10 protein-coding genes are annotated in these 17830 nt (G+C 63.9%); 9 read left to right on the forward strand and 1 reads right to left on the reverse strand.

Features of this window, described 5'->3' with window-relative positions; all coding sequences use genetic code 11:
* Positions 1-45 precede the first annotated feature (45 nt).
* The 3 genes from mobF (at position 46) to ACPYN4_RS13270 (ending at position 5025) form a co-directional block, all read left to right on the forward strand.
* The gene (gene mobF / locus ACPYN4_RS13260) at positions 46-3522 is read left to right on the forward strand and encodes a MobF family relaxase (protein WP_424446632.1); all 3477 of its coding nucleotides are present in this window, start codon (positions 46-48) and stop codon (positions 3520-3522) included.
* 82 nt (positions 3523-3604) lie between these two features.
* On the forward strand, positions 3605-3961 hold the full coding sequence (locus tag ACPYN4_RS13265; RefSeq protein WP_424446633.1) for a sulfate permease: 357 nt from the start codon (positions 3605-3607) through the stop codon (positions 3959-3961).
* A gap of 140 nt (positions 3962-4101) precedes the next feature.
* The gene (locus ACPYN4_RS13270) at positions 4102-5025 is read left to right on the forward strand and encodes a hypothetical protein (protein WP_424446634.1); all 924 of its coding nucleotides are present in this window, start codon (positions 4102-4104) and stop codon (positions 5023-5025) included.
* Between the two features lie 420 nt (positions 5026-5445).
* Here the strand turns inward: ACPYN4_RS13270 and ACPYN4_RS13275 are convergent, their stop codons facing one another.
* On the reverse strand, positions 5446-6597 hold the full coding sequence (locus tag ACPYN4_RS13275; RefSeq protein WP_424446635.1) for an ATP/GTP-binding protein: 1152 nt from the start codon (positions 6595-6597) through the stop codon (positions 5446-5448).
* Between the two features lie 279 nt (positions 6598-6876).
* Here ACPYN4_RS13275 and ACPYN4_RS13280 point away from each other — a divergent pair, with 279 nt between their 5' ends.
* From ACPYN4_RS13280 to pglZ, 6 genes are read left to right on the forward strand one after another with little or no spacing between them, the layout of a single operon-like run.
* Positions 6877-7080, forward strand: coding sequence for a helix-turn-helix domain-containing protein (locus ACPYN4_RS13280; protein WP_424446636.1), 204 nt, complete (start codon positions 6877-6879; stop codon positions 7078-7080).
* Positions 7081-7083: 3 nt separating this feature from the next.
* Complete coding sequence (locus tag ACPYN4_RS13285) at positions 7084-7761, forward strand: DUF1819 family protein (protein WP_424446637.1); 678 nt, start codon at positions 7084-7086, stop codon at positions 7759-7761.
* A complete protein-coding gene (locus tag ACPYN4_RS13290; RefSeq protein WP_424446638.1) occupies positions 7761-8372 on the forward strand; it encodes a DUF1788 domain-containing protein in 612 nt (203 codons plus the stop codon). The genes ACPYN4_RS13285 and ACPYN4_RS13290 overlap by 1 nt, the downstream gene beginning before the upstream one ends.
* Before the next feature lie 4 nt (positions 8373-8376).
* On the forward strand, positions 8377-11859 hold the full coding sequence (gene brxC / locus ACPYN4_RS13295; protein WP_424446639.1) for a BREX system P-loop protein BrxC: 3483 nt from the start codon (positions 8377-8379) through the stop codon (positions 11857-11859).
* Positions 11859-15341 (forward strand): BREX-1 system adenine-specific DNA-methyltransferase PglX, encoded by a 3483-nt coding sequence (gene pglX, locus ACPYN4_RS13300; protein ID WP_424446640.1) that lies wholly within the window; start codon positions 11859-11861, stop codon positions 15339-15341. Before brxC ends, pglX begins: the two co-directional genes overlap by 1 nt.
* Positions 15334-17826, forward strand: coding sequence for a BREX-1 system phosphatase PglZ type A (gene pglZ, locus ACPYN4_RS13305; RefSeq protein WP_424446641.1), 2493 nt, complete (start codon positions 15334-15336; stop codon positions 17824-17826). Before pglX ends, pglZ begins: the two co-directional genes overlap by 8 nt.
* The last annotated feature ends 4 nt before the right edge of the window (positions 17827-17830 follow it).

Raw genomic sequence — 17830 nt, forward strand, 5'->3', positions numbered from 1 at the left:
TCTGACAGAGGGAGGCGGTGGCGGGTGTCGGTGTCGATGCGGGTGATGAGCGCGGGGGATGGGTACAAGTACCTCCTCCGCACCGTGGCAGCCGCCGACGGCGACCGACCGCTCTCCACACCGCTGACCCGGTACTACGCCGAGGCCGGCACGCCGCCGGGCCGGTGGCTCGGGAGCGGACTTCCTGGGCTCGCTGACGGACGCATCGATGCGGGCTCACGAGTGTCCGAGGCACAGCTTGAGCTGCTGCTGGGAATGGGGCGCGACCCCGGAACGGGAGCGCCGCTGGGCCGCGCGTATCCGGAGTACGGAGCATTCGCCACGGGAACGGATCGGCAGCCCGACGGCACTCCCGCCCCGGCTCGCCGCCGCGCCGTTGCCGGCTACGACTTCACGTTCTCGCTGCCGAAGTCGGCGTCCGTTCTCTGGGCTGTCGCCGACGCCAACACTCAAGCCACGATCGCTGCCGCGCATCACAAGGCGATCGACGACGTGCTGGCCTTCATGGAGCGGGAACTCGCAGCGACTCGTGCGGGCGAAGCCGGCCGTGACGGCGCCGTCGCACAGGTCAACGTGACGGGACTCATCGGCGCCGCGTTCGATCACTTCGACTCCCGCGCAGGCGATCCGCAGTTGCACACGCACGTCGTCGTGAGCAACAAGGTGAGCACTGTGTTCGACGGCAAGTGGCGGTCGCTCGATGGACGTCCGCTGCACGCGGCGACGGTTGCGCTGTCCGAGCTGCACACGGCCGTGTTCGCCGACCACCTGTCTCGTGCGCTCGGCGTTCAATGGGAACGGCGCGAGCGCGAAGCCGACCGCAACCCGGTGTGGACGATCGCAACCGTTCCCGAGCATCTCGTCGCCGAGTTCTCGTCCCGCTCGCGCCACATCGATATCGAGAAGGACCGGCTCATCGACGAGTACGTCGCCGCCCACGGCCGCGCACCGTCGAAGGTGACGATCATTCGCCTGCGTCAGCAGGCGACGCTCGCGACGCGTCCCGAGAAGCAGCTCCGATCGCTTGCCGATCTCACGCACGAGTGGCGTACCCGCGCGAGCCGACTGCTCGGCCGCGTCGCGACCGCCTGGTCGCGCACCGCAGTGAACCACCAGTACGCTCCGAAGCCGTTGCGTGCCGAAGACATCGAGCGCAGCATCCTGAACCAGTTCGCAGATCGCGTCGTCGAAGCCGCGAGCGAGCGGCGTTCGACGTGGACCCGCTGGAACCTCTACGCCGAGGCCGCGCGGCAGACCATGGGGTGGCGCTTCGCCACGACCGAGGACCGTGAGGCGATAGTGGGCATGATCACGGATGCTGCGGAGCAGCGCTCCACGCGCCTCACGCCACCCGAGCTAGCGGTCTCGCCCGGCGAGTTTCGACGTGCCGATGAGACAAGCGTCTTCCGCCCGCGCAACTCCGCGCGCTACTCATCGATTGCGCTGCTGGATGCGGAGGAGCGACTGCTTGCCGCGACGCACGCGACCGATGCGCCGGTGGTCAGTGCTGCAACCCTCGAGCGCGCGGAGCGGGCGCGCCGCAATCACGGGATCGTCCTCGGGGAGGATCAGCGCGCGGCGCTCCACTCGATCGCAACCTCCGCGCGATCGCTCGACGTGCTGATCGGACCGGCTGGTGCCGGCAAGACCACCGCGATGCACGCGTTGCGCCTCGCGTGGGAGCACGAGCACGGCCGCGGCTCAGTCATCGGGCTCGCACCATCGGCAGCGGCGGCACGCGAACTTGCCGACGACCTCGGCATCGCGACCGAGAACACGGCCAAGTGGCTGCAAGAGTACAGCCATGGGCGCGCAACCGTGCGCGCATCACAGCTCCTGATCATCGACGAGGCATCCCTCGCCGGCACGCTCACGATCGATCGCATCAGCACGCTGGCGACGCAGGCAGGCGCGAAAGTCCTCCTGGTGGGGGACTGGGCGCAACTGCAATCAGTCGACGCCGGCGGTGCGTTCCGGATGCTCGTCGAAGCACGCCCCGATGCACCCGAACTCGCCGACGTGCACCGCTTCCGCGATGCGTGGGAGAAGGAGGCATCCCTCGACCTCCGCAACGGGCGACTGCAAGCCCTCGACGCGTACGGCGCGCACAATCGGATCATCGGTGGCGACGCCGACGCGATGGCCGATGCCGCCTACAGCGCCTGGCTCCGAGACATCGCCGCCGGCATGTCGTCGGTTCTCGTCGCCGAGACGGGCGAGGCGGTCGCCACGCTCAACCGGCGGGCGCGCGCCGAGCTGATCCTCTCGGGCGTCGTGGATGCCTCGGCCGAGGCGTCGCTGCGCGACGAGTCCGCGGCATCCGTCGGTGATGTCGTCATCACGCGAAAAAACGACCGCCGCCTGCGCACAGGACGCGACTGGGTACGCAACGGCGGGCGATGGAAGGTCGTCGCCGTTCGTGGAGACGGCTCGCTGCGGGTGCAGAACACCGACCGTGCCGGCGCCCGACCGATCACGCTGCCGGCCGACTACGTGGCTGAGAACGTCGACCTCGGCTACGCGGTGACCGCGTATCGCGCGCAGGGGATCACGACCGACACCGCGCACGCCGTCGTCGAGCCCGGAACGACGCGCGAGAACCTGTATGTCGCGATGACGCGGGGGAGAACCTCGAACACTGCGTATGTGGTCGTGTCGAGCCCAGACGACAATCACTCCGCTCGGCATCCTGGCGAGCGTCCGGATGCCACCGCCCGCGACATCCTCGCGGGCGTGCTCGGCCACATCGGCGCCGAGCTGTCGGCCCACGAGACGATCGCCGCCGAGCGGGAGGCGTGGGGTTCTATCGCGCAGCTTGCCGCCGAGTACGACACGATCGCGGCATCCGCACTGCGGCCACGGTGGACCCGCCACATCCACTCCTGCGGGCTGCCTGCCGATCTGGCCGGCGCGGCGATCGAGTCGGATGCCTTCGGTGCTTTGACCGCGGGCCTTCGACGCGCCGAGGCGCTCGGTCACAACGTCGAGACGCTACTCTCACGGATCGTCGCAGCCCGCGGATTCGAAGATGCTCAGGATGCCGCGGCCGTGCTTCACGAGCGCCTTGAGAGAGTCCTCGCGCAGCCATCGAGCGGCAGCTCGCGGGGGAGTGGGCGCCGTCTGATTTCTGGCCTCATCCCGGCGGCGATGGGGGAGATGGATGCCGAGATGCGGCGTGCTCTCGACGAACGGGCACATGTCATCGAGGAGCGCGCGTCGGTTCTCGTCGCTTCTGCAGTGGCATCGGGGGAGAGGTGGGTCGCTTCGCTCGGACGCATCCCCGTCGATCCGTCGAGAGCGGGTGCTTGGCGGCAGCAGGCGCGGATTGTCGCCGCGTACCGTGACCGGTACGGCGTTTTCGAGGATGACGTGCTCGGCGCTCCCGCCACGTCACCGAACCAGCGAATGGATGCCGCGGCCGCAGCCGTGGCGCGGGATCGTGCGATCTGGCTGTCGCGGGCGGATGCTCCTACACAGCCGCAGCGGGCGCCCTCGCGCATGCAGGCCGTCCACAGCCTGTAGCGGATGGTCCTATCGATGTCGGAGGGGCGGGCGTAGCCTGTGCCCAACCGCAAGCCCCGGCGTCTGGAGGAGGGTCTGGCTGATGTTCCAACTGCTGATCGCCTTCGTAAGTCGTATCTACGCGTTCTTCCAGCGGACCATGCCGACGAACATGATCATCCGCGCCACGCACACGCGCGGGGGCTTGAAATGGGGCGTGCCCGCGATGCTGCTGGCGGTGGTCTACGTCGTGATCGCCGCAGCTCTCTCGCAATGGGTCGCCGGCGGAGCGCCCGGCTGGATCAACCTGCTTGTGCTGGCGTGCCTCTGGAACGCAATCAAGTTCGTGGTGAACGGGCCGGTCACGCTCGTGCGGCTGGTGCGCGTGCGGGCAGTCGAACGGCGATACCGCACCCGGGGAGCGGCGTCGAACGAATCGCTCCCGGTCGGCCAGAGCTAGCAGACTCAACACCTGGTCGACGGTCTGCGTCGCGCTCCCAGTCCGGCGAAGGCTCACACCATGTTGCGGGTCCTCCTTCCCATCACGTCTCGGCTCCGTCGTCTGGAACCGCTAGAGTCGCGCATGACGAAGGAGGTCAGGTGTCGAGCAAGAGCCGGGCAGGCCTGAACTTTCCCGACGAGTTCGGCTCAGAGATGGATCGGTTCGCTGAGATTTGCGACGGATTGATCGCCGCCTGCCTCGAGGTGGCGACTGGGAGCGGGGACCTTCCAGACCCAGCCTCTCAAGTTGCGACCGAGTCGGCCCTCTTCCGGACGGCCTACCCCCACGCCGTCAAGAACCTCGAGTTTGCGCCGGTGCAAGCGGCTACCGCCTACGCCGACTCGGCGAGGCTCCAACTTGCCTCGATTTCGGCTCTGCTGCGAGCACGGGAGGTCGTGGGAACCCTTTGGCCAATCGTGCGAGCGGAACTTGAGATCGCCGGACGCGTGGCATGGCTCCTCGACCCCACGGTTGGCCAGCCGGCCGGGGAAGTGCGCGTGGCACGATACTTCCTTGAATCGATCTCGTCGCTGCAGCGCGCTCGCTTTACTACCGGCAAGTACGACCGGGCGGCGGAGAAGAAGTTCAAGGCGCATCGGGACGCGACAATCGCGACCGCGAAGAGTGTGTTTCCCGAGCTCGAACTGGAACTGGGGACACCAGATGTCATCGCCGGGTGGACGATTCACGGCCAAACGATTCTCGGACTCGGGGCGAGCGCGAACCTGTTCGCCCAACTCTTCCTGTCAGGCCCGGGCAAGGCGATGTACGACATCCTCTCGGATTACTCCCACCCGTCGCTCGTGTCGATTGACCTGCAGACGCGCCTGGTCGACGACGGTAAGGTCGCGTCGCATCCGTGGGTGGTCACTCCGGAAACGGTTGAGCATCAGTGTCGGTGGGCATGCACGATTCTGTACAAGACTTGCCATCTCATCTGCGCGTACCTTCGTCTAGACACCGGCCCTCTCGAGAGGTGGGCGGACGGGGTCCCAGAGAGCTGGTTCGATCCAGCCGCGTAGCTCGTTCATCGCAGAGGCTGCGATAGAAGCTTTGCGATAGTGGCGTTTGATCGATCGCACCAACTTGGCTGCGCAGCTACGGCCAAGGTGCGACATCCCACAAGCGGTCGTATTCGGCCGATACCGACTCCCATGCGACTCGTGCTGCCTGATCGATTGAGGGCAACTCGGCCGTCTCAGTCGCGCGGATTACGAAGTCGTGGGAGATGACCCGTCGTGCGTGGTCCTGTCGTCCCTTGGGGTCGGGAAAGCGGAGCACTATCGCGTCGCCGACTCGCTTGGCCACCTCGCGCTGCTCAGCGACTCCCGCGAACGCCGCCTCGTAGATTGGAAGCGGATCCGCGAAGCCGCCGTCGCGGAGAAATCGAAACCCCCATCGGAGTCCTCGGGTCGCCCAGATGAAGGACCCTGATTCCAGAGTCACTTGAGGCTCCGGAGAAGAATCTCATCTTCCTCTCCCTTGTCCAGATCCAACTGGAAGCGAGTCAGCGTGGCGGTTACATAGTTCTGCTTCGCAATCGCCTCCTCGTTCACCGCACGCAACTTGTCGCCGGCCAGTTGGGCGGCTTCGTCGACGACGTCGGGGCTGATGAGCGCGAGGATTATGCCGAGCGGACCGGGTTTCGTCTTGCCCAGGAGCGCCGCGGCAAGGAGCTTGGCGCCGCCGTTGATGATGCTTTCCCCAACCTTCGCGGGGAGTTGCTGGAGCCTGGCCCACTTCGCGTGGCGTTCGAGCGGCAGGATGGCGGCGACCGGTAGAAGCAGGTCGAGCCCGACGCGCTTGGAGACCTCGATCTTCTCCGGTTCGAACTTGGCCGAGGACAAGAGGAGAAAGTCTTCGGCGACTGACATTGCGCTCGGGTCCTGCACGAAACCAGCCAGCACCTTGCGGAGTTCGTTGAGATCGTCAGCGGCCTTGAGGTCGAGCAGATCCCTGAACTTGAAGGCGTCCATGTCTGGGAAGAGGTCGGCCTTGGACAAGGCCATGATCCAGATTCGGGGGAACTGGACGAGCGGGGTTCCATCGTCGAGGAGCTCGTCCTTGAGGGAGACGAGGCCGTTGGAGAAGTTGCTGAAGAGTGACTTGAGGTATCGCTCTTCCTCGCCCGCGTGGTCCAACAGACGCTGGCCGTCGACAAGAAGCAAGGCGACATCCGATCCAAGGAGCGAACGGAAGGTGTCGACGCGGCGCTGAGCTTCCTCCTCGCCACTGACTCCCTGCTCGAACCAGTCGCCCGGGTAGTCGTGCCAGACGAGGCGGAGAGCATGAAAAGGCTGCGCCTTGACGGCTTTCGGGTTAGGCGGATCCTTCAACTTGATCGAGAACGCATACGAGGTCGCCGCAAAGCGTGTCACATCCGGGGTCATGCCCTCGTCCCGCATGCCGAGGTAGTTGCGATTGAGTCGAGAGCCTTGGCCAATGTCGTCCGCGACCACGCGATACAGACTTTGCTTCAGGAATGACGCCTCCTGGGCCGCGCCATAGAACGACGACACCAGTACTGTCTTCCCGCTCCCGCTTTCACCGAACACCGCGATGTGCTGTTCAAGCGCAGACTTCTTCTCTTGCATAGGCACCAACGTAGGGCACGGTGGCGACCGTGCCCTACGAGCGGCGCGTCAAGTCGAGTTGAGCCTGTCCTCCAGCATGGGCACCGCTGGGCTTCCGAAGGGCGAGCTCCAGCCCACCCCGTGCTGGTCCTCGCCCTATAGACAACCGGCGACGCCTGCGTCAGCGCCGGACCGGGTCTAGCCGGGTCACTCCGGGCGTCGCGGAGCGAGGTCAGGAATCAGCGGCGATAGGGTGACATTGTGCGCGCCTCGCGCACTCGACGCTTGGAGGTCTGCGACGTGGCTGAGCCCTGGCTGTCTGCTGAGGAGATCGCCGCTCACCTCGGTATTACAAAGGACACCGTCTACGACTGGATCTCCGAGAAGAAGATGCCCGCCCACCGTGTCGGCCGGCTCTGGAAGTTCCAGGTCAGTGAGATCGACGAGTGGGTGCGCAGCGGCGGGGCAGCCCCCGAGCCTCGGGACGAGGAGGGCGACACGTGACGGTTGCTCGGCGACGTCGGAGGGTCGACGTATGCTGATCGACTTGCCATTTTTCAAAGGGGGTGTCCTGTGAGAAGCAGCAATTCGGCTGCCCCGCCGCGCTATGCGTTGTCGTTCACGACGGGCGGCCTCCTGGAGCGCGAGGCCGCGTTCTTGGCGCCGATCTATGTCGAGCATCGTGACTGGGTGAAGGTCCGAGACATCGCCGTTGAGAAGAACCTCCTCCAGGCGCGAACCCACAGCACGGGTGTCCGTCGCGTGCGCGAGACGGTCAAAAGGATGTCGGCACTCTCCGATCATGAGGTGGATATCCTCGCCGACGTCCCTGCCTCCGAACGCGGCCACCTTATGTGGGCAGCCGCATGTCGTTGTTACGACCTCATCGGCGAGTTCGCCGAGGAGGTGCTCCGTGAGCGTTTCCTCACCTTGGCGGGCAAGGTCTCCTACGAGGACTACGACTCCTTCTACCGCACCAAGGCGATGTGGCACGACGAACTCGACGCCGTCTCGGCCGCGACGTACAAGAAGCTCCGGCAGGTGCTCTTCAAGATGATGGTCGAGGCAGGGCTGCTGACGGCCAAGGGCGCTATCGAACCCGCGATGCTCTCCGGCCGCATTGCCAAGTGCTTCAACGAACGCACGCCGAGCGACATCCGCTTCTTCCCGACGAGGGTGGCCTGATGCCCCTACACTCCAAGCCCACACTTGCTCAGCAAGAGGAGCACCTGTTCAAGGTGCTCAGCAGTGAACGCTTCCTGAGAATGGAGGGCCTCGGCAACGAGGTCGCCCACTTCATCTACGACTACGACCCCACGTGGGCGCTCGATGTCGCCCAGGCCAAGAAGCGCATCAAGACCAAGCTCGACACCGAGCGGGGCATCAAAGTCCTCGAGATCAACCTCTACGACCTGTGCGTCGAGCTGCTCAAAAAGCGCAACGTGTGGGAGCGCGTTCTCGCCGCCGAGCCGACGATGGACAAGCTCGACTTCCTCAAGATGCTTCAGAACATGCTCGACCCACAGATGCACCTCGCTCCGGCAATCAAGGAACGCATCGCGGGCGAGTCGTTCCAGATCCTCTTCCTCACCGGTATCGGCGAAGTGTTCCCGTTCGTGAGGTCGCACACGGTCCTCAACAACCTGCAGACCGTCGTGTCCGATAAGCCAATGCTGATGTTCTTCCCCGGGCGATACGAGGTGTCAGCCACGCAGGGCTCGGCATTGGTGCTGTTCGGTCAGCTCAAGGACGACTCCTTCTACCGAGCCAAGCGCATTCTCGACCAGGAAGCATGACCCGATGAAACTCAACCAGATCTTCCTCAAAGATGTCACCCGCTCGATCGAGGGCGTCGTCAAGGCCGACGACGTCGACCACCTGGGCATCGAGGTCGAGGAATACGTCTTCACCAACGACGCCGCGAAGGGTGTCGCGCCGCTGCTGGAGGAGTACACCAACTACACGAACGCCAACGGCGTGTGGATCTCCGGATTCTTCGGTTCCGGTAAGTCCCACCTGCTCAAGATGCTCGCGCACCTGCTCGGCAACGTGGAGGGTCAGGCGTTCCCTCGCGAGAAGGTGAGCGAGGCCCTCCTCAGCAAGACCGACGACGCGATGCTCATCGCTTCGCTGAAGAAGGCCGCGGCTATCCCGGCGAAGAGCCTGCTGTTCAACATCGACCAGAAGGCAACCCTGATCGCCAAGGACCAGACCGACGCCCTGCTTAAGGTCTTCGTCAAGGTCTTCGACGAGAGCCGCGGCTACTTTGGCAACGATGGCGCCGTCGCCCGTTTCGAGGAGGACCTCGACAAGCGCGGCCAGTATGAGTCGTTCAAGGCTGCGTTCGCCAAACATGCCGGAATCGACTGGTCGCAGGGGCGTGAGCAGACGGCCCTGGAAGGCCACAACATCGACAAGGCGTTCGCCGAGGTCAACGGTGAGGCGAATTCCGGGATCATCGCGCAATACCAGCAGTCCTACGCCGTCTCGATCGAGGATTTCGCCACCTCCGTCAAGGCGTGGATCGACAAGCAGAAGCCGGGCTTCCGGCTCAACTTCTTCGTCGACGAGGTCGGCCAGTTCATCGCCGACGACGTCAAGCTCATGCTGAACCTCCAGACGATCGCTGAGTCACTCAACACGAAGTGCAAGGGGCAGTCGTGGGTGTTCGTCACCTCGCAGGAGGACATGGACAAGGTCATCGGCGACCGCACCAAGCAGCAGGGCAACGACTTCTCCAAGATCCAGGCGCGGTTCAGCGCCAAGGTGAAGCTGACCAGCCAGGACGTCGAAGAGGTCATCAGCAAGCGTCTGCTGGAGAAGAACGATGCAGGCGCCGCCGAGCTCATGGCCATCCATGCCAAGGAAGGTGCGAACTTCAAGACGATCTTCGACTTCGTCGACGGCGCGAAGACCTACCGCAACTACGTCGATGGTGGACGATTCATCAGCAGCTATCCGTTCGTGACCTACCAGATCCCCATGTTCCAGGCCGCGATCGAGGGTCTGTCCGACCACAACATGTTCGAGGGTAAGAACAGCTCGGTCGGTGAGCGCTCGATGCTCGGCGTGGTCCAGGAGGTCGCCAAGCGCATCGGCACCGAACAGGTGGGCTACCTCGCGACCTTTGACCAGATGTTCGCGGGCATCAGTGCCGCGCTGAAGTCGGCCGCCCAGAGCGCCATCCTTCAGGCCGAGAAGCACCTGCCCGACCCTGGCTCTGAGGTCACGATCCTCGCCAACCGGCTCCTCAAGGCGCTCTTCTTGGTCAAGTACGTCGATACCTTCAAGGCCACGCCCCGCAACCTCACCGTGCTCGTCTACGACCGCTTCGGGCTCGACCTCACCGGGCTGGGCAAGCAGGTGCAGGAGGCGCTCAACCTGCTGGAGGCGCAGTCGTATGTCCAGCGCAATGGGAACGTCTACGAGTACCTCACCAACGAGGAGCAGGAGATTGAGAAGGAGATCAAGGCGGTCGACGTCGACTCCTCGGAGGTCTCCAGCAAGCTCTTCCGGTACCTCTCGTCCGACATCCTCAAGACCAACAAGCTCAAGTACGCGAAGAACGGCCAGGACTTCTCGTTCGGCTACAAGCTCGACGATGTACCCCAGGGAAATCAGCGTGAGCTGACTATTCACTTCATCACGCCCGAGACGAGCTACAGCGACTCCGAGATCGCGGCGCAGAGCATGGGCCGGGACGAGCTGCGGGTGTTCCTCGGTCGTGACAAGCGGCTGCTCGCGGACCTGCGTCTGCTGCTCAAGACAGAGAAGTACACCAAACAGCGCACCAACTCAGGGGCGACGCCCTCTATGCAGGCGATCCTCCAGTCGAAGCAGGTGCTCAACGCCGACCGCGAGAAGGAGCTCATCGAGCGCCTCCGCCAGGCTGTCGGCAAGGCGCAGTTGATCATCAACGCCGCCGAGATCCCCTCCAGCTCCCAGGATGCTGTGACTCGCGTGTCGGACGGGTTCCAGGAGCTCGTCAGCCGGACCTACACGAACCTCGCTTTGCTCGGCGGCAAGGTCTACCCCGAGCAGCAAGTCGCTGGTGCGGTCCAAAGCGAAACGGGGCTGTTCGACGCGGCGACGCTCAGCGCGCTCAACTCGCCGGGCACCGAGATGGAATCCTGGATCATCAGCCAAACGGGTCTCGGCGAAAAGGTGACGATCAAGAAGGTCGCCGAGCGCTTCGAGACCAAACCCTACGGTTGGGACCTCGGATCCATCGAAGTCGTGTTGGGATGGCTCGTCGGCGATGGCAAGGTGGCGCTGAGCGTCGACTCCAACCTGGTCGTGCGGACCGAAGCAGCGAGCCTCATCCGAAACACCGGCAAGCACCCGTATGTCGTCGTCGCACCCCAGAAGGCATACGACCACGCGAAGGTCGCCGCGTTCAAGAAGTTCTGCACCGACTTCTTCGACGAGGGTGCCGTACCGAGCGACCCCACCGAACTCGCCCGATTCGGCAAGGACAAGCTCGCCGCCAGGCGCGACGAACTCAATGCGCTCGTCAGCAGCAGCCGGTACCCCTTCGTCAGCGAGCTCGCCGGCGTCGTCGCTCTGCTCGACGAGGTCGTCGGCAAGCAGGCCGACTGGTACCTCAACGACTTCGACACGGCCGACGAGCTGCTCGAAGCCAAGGAAGACCTGATCGACCCCATCAAGTCGTTCCTCAACGGTCAGCAGGCCAAGATCTTCGACGAGGCCCAGGCCCTCCTGAGTGCCAACGCCGGAAACCTCGGCTACCTCCCCACAGGAAGCGCCGACACGGTAAGAGCCCTGCTCTCGGATGCCAACGCTTTCCGCGGGAACAAGATGAACCAGCTCAAGGCCGCAGCCGACACCCTGCGGGGGCAGATCGACGGCATCGTCACCGACAAGCGTTCGGAAGTGGCCGCGGCGATCGATGGGCGCCGGGCCGAGATCCTCGGCAGCACCTACTACGTTAACGCCGCGCCGGCCGCACAGGAGAGCGTGATCCAGCGGATCGACGGCATCCTTGCGCGTCTCGGTGGCGAGACTCAGACCGCGCTCATCCTCCAGGCCGGAGCAACCTTCGAGCAGGACGACTATCCGGATCTGCTGAGCCGGCTGGTCGAGGCGCAGCAGGGCGGGGATGACGACGCTCCGCCGCCGAAGCCGATGGTGTCAGTCAAATCGATCAGCGTGCCTGGCGCCTCGGGTGTCCTGGAGTCCGAGGCCGACGTCGACACCTACCTCGCCAAGTACCGGGCCGCGCTCGTCGCGACCCTTGACGACGGAAAGCGAATCACGCTCTGATGGACACCGCACCGCTCAAGTCCTTCGCCACGTCAGCGCGAATCGAGCTCATTCGCGAGGTCGGCGCGCGCATCACCGCTGTGCTCGCCCAAGGGTCACCCGAACACGTCGAACAGCCCCGGGCCGTGACCGCGCTGGAACGCGCCATCGCCGCCGGGGGTGGCGGCGACAAGGGCAGGGCGCACGTGGCCGACAAGGTTGCGTACACCTGGTTTAACCGCATCATCGCCTTGCGCTTTATGGACGCCAATGGGCACACCGGCATCGGCGTCGTCTCACCCGCGGCCGAACAGGTCGGCCAGCCCGAGGTCCTCGCCGCAGCCAAGCGCGGCCAGATCGACGGTGACGTGGTCAAGGTGGCCAACGCCGCAACCATCACCGGGCTCCTCAACGGCACCCGCCAGCCGCGCCCCGGAGTCGACGCCCAAGCCGAGGCATACGCGCTCCTCCTCGCGGACTACTGCCGCTATTGGAACCGGGCCATGCCCTTCATGTTCGAGCGTGAAGGTGACTACACCGAGCTGCTCATACCCGCCAACCTGCTCGCCGAAGACTCCGTCCTGAACCGCTCCGTCAAGGTACTCACCGAGGAGGTCTGCCAGGACGTCGAGGTCATCGGCTGGCTCTACCAGTACTACGTCTCCGAGCGGAAGCAGGAGATATTCGATAGCAAGGCAAAGCGCGGGGCCGCGGAAATCCCCGCCGCCACCCAGCTTTTCACCCCGCACTGGATCGTCCGGTACCTCGTCGATAACTCCGTGGGTCGACTGTGGATGCTCAACCATCCCGAGTCGCGCCTCATCGACCAGATGGACTACTACATCGCCCCGGTCGACGAAGCGACCGACTTCCTCAAGATCACCGCGCCCGAGGAACTCACGGTGATCGATCCCGCATGCGGCTCCGGTCACATGCTCACCTACGCCTTCGACCTCCTCTACGCGATCTACGAGGAGGAGGGCTACACGCCGTCGCAGATCCCCAGCCTGATCCTTACCAACAACCTCTACGGCACTGAGATCGACCCTCGGGCGGGCGCACTCGCCGCCTTCGCGCTGACGATGAAGGCCGCCGCCAGACGCAAACTCTTCCTGAAGAACCCCGTCGAGCCGAACATCTGCGTGCTCGAACCGATCTCCTTCAGCGCCGACGAGCTAAGTTACCTCGTGACCAAGGACGACGACCGCCACGCAGAGGAAGCATTCTGGAACCAGTTCGCCGATGCCGACACCTTCGGATCCCTGATCCGCCCTGATCGGGGGTTGACCGCCGCGCTTCGCGCGCACACGACAAGCCTTGATGTTAGTGGCGATCTTTTCGCAGCGGATGTTCTTGCACGGGCGGAGCGAGTTGTCGGCCAGGCCAAGTCGCTGGGTCGGGACTACTGCGTTGTGGTTGCGAATCCCCCCTACCTGGGTAACGGATATATGGATGCCAAACTCAGTGAATTCGCGAAGGAGCGGTATCCGGAATCCAAGGCGGATCTGTTTGCCATGTTCATTCAGCGATCCTTCGAGATGCTGCTGGCGAAGGGTTACTCGGCGATGGTGACGATGGAGTCTTGGATGTTTCTGCGTGCGTACAAGGACCTTCGAGAACTAATCGTTACGAACAAGGCAATCTCTGCGATGGTGCACATGCCCTATCTCGGTAAGGGCGGGACGCCAATGGGGATCAACTTTGGGACAGCAGCAACCGTGATCGCCAACCGTAAGGGGGGTCGGGCGGAAGCATCGTTCCAGTGCGTAAGGTACTTCGAGACAGATTCTGCAGGCGTTCCGCTGACCTTCCCGGTCAAGAACGAGAGACTCGTCGAGGTTAGTCCCCGGAAGTTCGTGGAGATTCCTGGCATGCCCATCGCCTATTGGGTGAGCGATACCTTCCGGAGCGCGTTCGCCGCAGAGTCGTTGTCCGCGCACTTTGTGACTCGCTTGGGAATGTCCACTGCGAACAACGACCGATTCTTGCGGCTTTGGCCGGAAGTAGGCGCCAGAAACCTGAAGCTCGACGCCGTCTCGCGGGCGGAGGCGCTGGAGTCGGGCAAGCGATGGTTCCCATATCAGAAAGGGGGTGACTTCAGGAAGTGGTACGGGAATCTGGAATTCACGGTCAACTGGGCGTGGGACGGTAAGGAGATCCGTGAGTTTGCTGACGTCAAGACCGGGCGGATACGTTCTCACAACTACAACCTGGATCACATCTTCCGTCAGGGAATCACATGGTCGGACTTCACTTCGGCTGTGAACGCTTTCAGATTTATGCCAGCCGGGCAGCTATTTGATGGGCGAGGATCTGCCGGGTTTGCGGAATCTGAAGCGGACCTCTACCTGATTCTTGGAATACTGAACTCTCGAGTTTCGATCGAGGCGATCTCCGCCATCAATCCAACAATCGCTATCAACGTCGGAGAGATCGCCCGTCTGCCATACCCTCAACTTGGCACGGCTGACAGGGCGACAGTGATTTCGAATGTCGCCCGGCTCGTTGAGCTTCACAGAGCCGACTGGGACACGACCGAACGATCGGTTGACTTTACAAAGTCTCCGCTCATGGGCCTCAACGGCACGCTGGCTACGCGGGTTGCCGCTCTCGTGTCGGAAGGGGCGAAGGCTTGCGACGAGGCGCGACGTTTGGAGGAGATGAACAATCGCATCTTGGCGTCGGCCTATGGCCTAGACGGGGAGATCGAGCCGGGTGTAGCTCCTGCACACGTCACCCTCTCTACCAATCCGGCCTTTCGGTTTCCGAAGGCAGACCCGGCGGGCGCGCGCGAGCTTGTTGCGCGCGAGCTCGTAAGAGACCTGCTCTCTTACGCGGTCGGGTGCATGTTCGGCCGCTACAGCCTCGACGAGCCCGGGCTGATTCTTGCCGACCAAGGTGCTACCTGGCAGGACTACCGTGCGAAGGTGCCGTCGCCGACGTTCACACCGGACGCTGACAACGTCATCCCCATCGTGGACGGTGATTGGTTCGAGGACGACATCGTCGAACGGTTCCGTCAGTTCCTTCGTGTGGCGTTTGGTGAGCGGCACTTCGAGGAGAACCTTCAGTTCGTCGCCGAGTCACTCGGTGTGAAGAGCCTGCGCGACTACCTCGTGAAGTCCTTCTACAAGGACCATGTCCAGCGGTATAAGAAGCGCCCGATCTACTGGCTGTTCTCCAGCCCCAAGGGTTCGTTCAGTGCCCTGATTTACATGCACCGGTACACCCCGTCGACCGTCTCGACGGTACTGGCCTACCTTCGTGAGTACGTGACCAAGCTGGAGTCGGCGCTCCAGCAGGCCGATCGCGTGGGGAACGCGAAGGAGGCTGACCGGCTCCGCAAGATCCTCGTCGAGCTGAACGAGTACGAGCACGACACGCTCTTCCAGAAGGCGTCCGAGAACGTCGTGATCGACCTCGACGACGGCGTGAAGGCGAACTACCCGAAGTTCGGCGCGGCGCTCAAGAAGATCCCAGGATTGGAGGCGGCGAGTGACTGACCTGACCTCCGTCCGGGACGCCCTCCGGAGCCGGCTCGCCTCGAAGCGGGTCGTGTTCTGGCACGACCCCGCCGGCGAGTATGCCGCCGACCTCGATGCGCTCGATCTCGGGCCCGTCAACGTCGTCCGTGTCGAGGACAACGAGTTCGGCGTGAAGAACACGATCCTCGCCGATCACGTCCGCAAGCACCTCGTCTACCGCTGCGGCGACATCCCTCGCGGGACAGCGAACTGGCTGCTCGATCTCGAGCTCGCGTACGGGGTTTTCACGGCCGACAAGACCTCCATGCTCCAGCAGGAGCTTGGCCTCAACGACCCGGCTCTGCTGCCGGTCATCGAGCAGCACCAGAAGTTCTTCGCCGCGAACAGCCGCAAGCAGGCGCTGGAGAAGCTCCTGAACGACGGAGACGACGCTGCCCGCCTTCGGGCCAAGATGTGCCAGGTACTTGTCAAGGCATCGGGCAACAAACTGACCGATATCGTGCGCGAGCTCCTCGTCGAGAACTCCGCCGGCAATAGCGCCAAGTTCGACGAGCTCGTCACGTTCGGGCTCGATCAGTTCTTCTGGGACGGGCTCGCGAGCATCTACAAGTACCCGAGCACGGCGCCGACGATCGACGACTTCGTCCTGTGGATGTTCAGCCGCGCAATCGAAGACTTCGCGTCGACCACCCCCGACGAGTTCCGCAACATCCGCAGCGACTTCAACGCGCTCCGCTACGACGTCCGCAGTCAGGACACGATGACGACGCTCGCCTCCCGGGCAGCTGAGGCACTCGACGTGAAGTCCAAGATCGAGAATCGCGACTATGGTGAGCTGGCCAGGATCACGATCTTCGAGGAGATCGACCGCAAGGTGATCGTGGACCTCGCTGACGCTGTCGCTACTCAGTCGGTGACGCCGCGCGAGGTTGCCGACATCGTGCGGCAGCGCCAGGAAAGCCTCTGGAAGGCGAAGTACGCGAAGCTCTACCAGGCCATTCAGAGCGCCTCAGAGCTGCTCGCCGCGATCGCCAGCCTGCCGCACGCCATCGCTTCACCCGCCGTGGGGTTGGAGAAGTATCAGTCCGACTGGTTCCGCATCGACCAGCTCTACCGCTGGTTCGCTTACGCGCACCAGACGGCGGATTTCCAGAAGCCGCTCGAAGCGCTCAAGGCTGAGGTCGACAAGCAGTACGCCAACAAGTACCTCTACGACTTCAGTGGGCTCTGGCAGCAGGCTCTTGAGCCCATGAGCGAATGGAAGTCCGCCGCGCTCTCGCCGCAGGCGAAGTTCTTCGACCGTCACGTTGCACCTGTCGTCAAGGACGGGCGCACCAAGGTGGTCGTGATCATCTCCGATGGCATGCGGTACGAGATCGCCGACGAACTCGCGTCGATGATCCGCAGCGAGGACCGGTTCGACGCGTCCCTTTCGGCCGTGCTCGGCTCGATGCCGAGCTACACCCAGCTCGGCATGGCGGCGCTGCTGCCGCAGTCGAGCCTGGAACTCGGCCCCGAGGGCCTGCCGGTGCTCGCGGACGGGAAACCGACGAACGGCACCGCGAACCGCGACAAGATTCTGCAGGCGGTCAAGGGGCATGCCATCACCGCCGCCGAGGTGCTGGCTATGCCGGGTAACGAGCTTCGTGAGCTGTACACGAAGCACCAGATCTTCTACGTCTACCACGACCGCATCGACGCGGCGGGCGACAAGGCCTCAACCGAGCGGACCGTTTTTGAGGCCGCCGAAGAGACCCTTCGTGAGCTAGTGCTCCTGGTGAAGAAGTGGACCAACGCGAACGCGACGAACATCCTCATCACCGCCGACCACGGGTTCCTCTACCAGGACATCCCGCTCGAGCAGGCGTACTACCTCTCAGAGAAGCCCCAGGGCGACGCGGTAACCAAGACCAACCGCCGCTACGTACTCGGACGTTCGCTGAAGCCCTCCCCGTCCTTCATGACGTTCACCTCTGCTCAGGCCGGGCTCGCGGGAGACGTCGACATCCAGATTCCCAAGTCGATCCACCGCATCCCGCAGCCCGGTGCCGGCACCCGCTACGTCCACGGCGGCGCATCTCTCCAGGAGATCGTCGTCCCAGTGATCACGGTCAACAAGAAGCGCAGGAGCGACGTCCGCCCGGTGAACGTGGACCTCATGCCCGAGACCGACAAGATCACCACGGGGCAGCTCGCGGTCAAGCTGCTCCAGCGTGAGGCCGTCACCGACAAGATCCAACCGCGTCAGGTCCGCCTCGGCCTCTACGTCGGCGACACGCTGATCTCCGACCAGCCCGTCCTCACCTTCGACAGCGCATCAGACGATCAGCGTGACCGCTACCAGAGGGCTGTGTTGTACCTGACCGAGGACGCCGACCAGTTCAACAACCGGCCCGTCGAGCTGCGGCTCGAAGAGCCGATCCCGAACACGACGCAGTGGAAGGCGTTCTCGAAGGGGAACTACACCATCAAGCGGTCGTTCACGACGGACTTCGACTTCTAGGAGA

It is taken from the genome of Microbacterium sp. CH-015, assembly GCF_049707015.1.
Lineage (GTDB): Bacteria > Actinomycetota > Actinomycetes > Actinomycetales > Microbacteriaceae > Microbacterium > Microbacterium aurum.

What these genes read in the sequence shown, in the direction of transcription:
- mobF (WP_424446632.1), top strand. Translation starts at nt 46, where the DNA reads ATGAGCGCGGGGGATGGGTACAAGTACCTCCTCCGCACCGTGGCAGCC.
- ACPYN4_RS13265 (WP_424446633.1), top strand. Translation starts at nt 3,605, where the DNA reads ATGTTCCAACTGCTGATCGCCTTCGTAAGTCGTATCTACGCGTTCTTC.
- ACPYN4_RS13275 (WP_424446635.1), bottom strand. Translation starts at nt 6,597, where the DNA reads ATGCAAGAGAAGAAGTCTGCGCTTGAACAGCACATCGCGGTGTTCGGT.
- ACPYN4_RS13290 (WP_424446638.1), top strand. Translation starts at nt 7,761, where the DNA reads ATGCCCCTACACTCCAAGCCCACACTTGCTCAGCAAGAGGAGCACCTG.
- brxC (WP_424446639.1), top strand. Translation starts at nt 8,377, where the DNA reads ATGAAACTCAACCAGATCTTCCTCAAAGATGTCACCCGCTCGATCGAG.
- pglX (WP_424446640.1), top strand. Translation starts at nt 11,859, where the DNA reads ATGGACACCGCACCGCTCAAGTCCTTCGCCACGTCAGCGCGAATCGAG.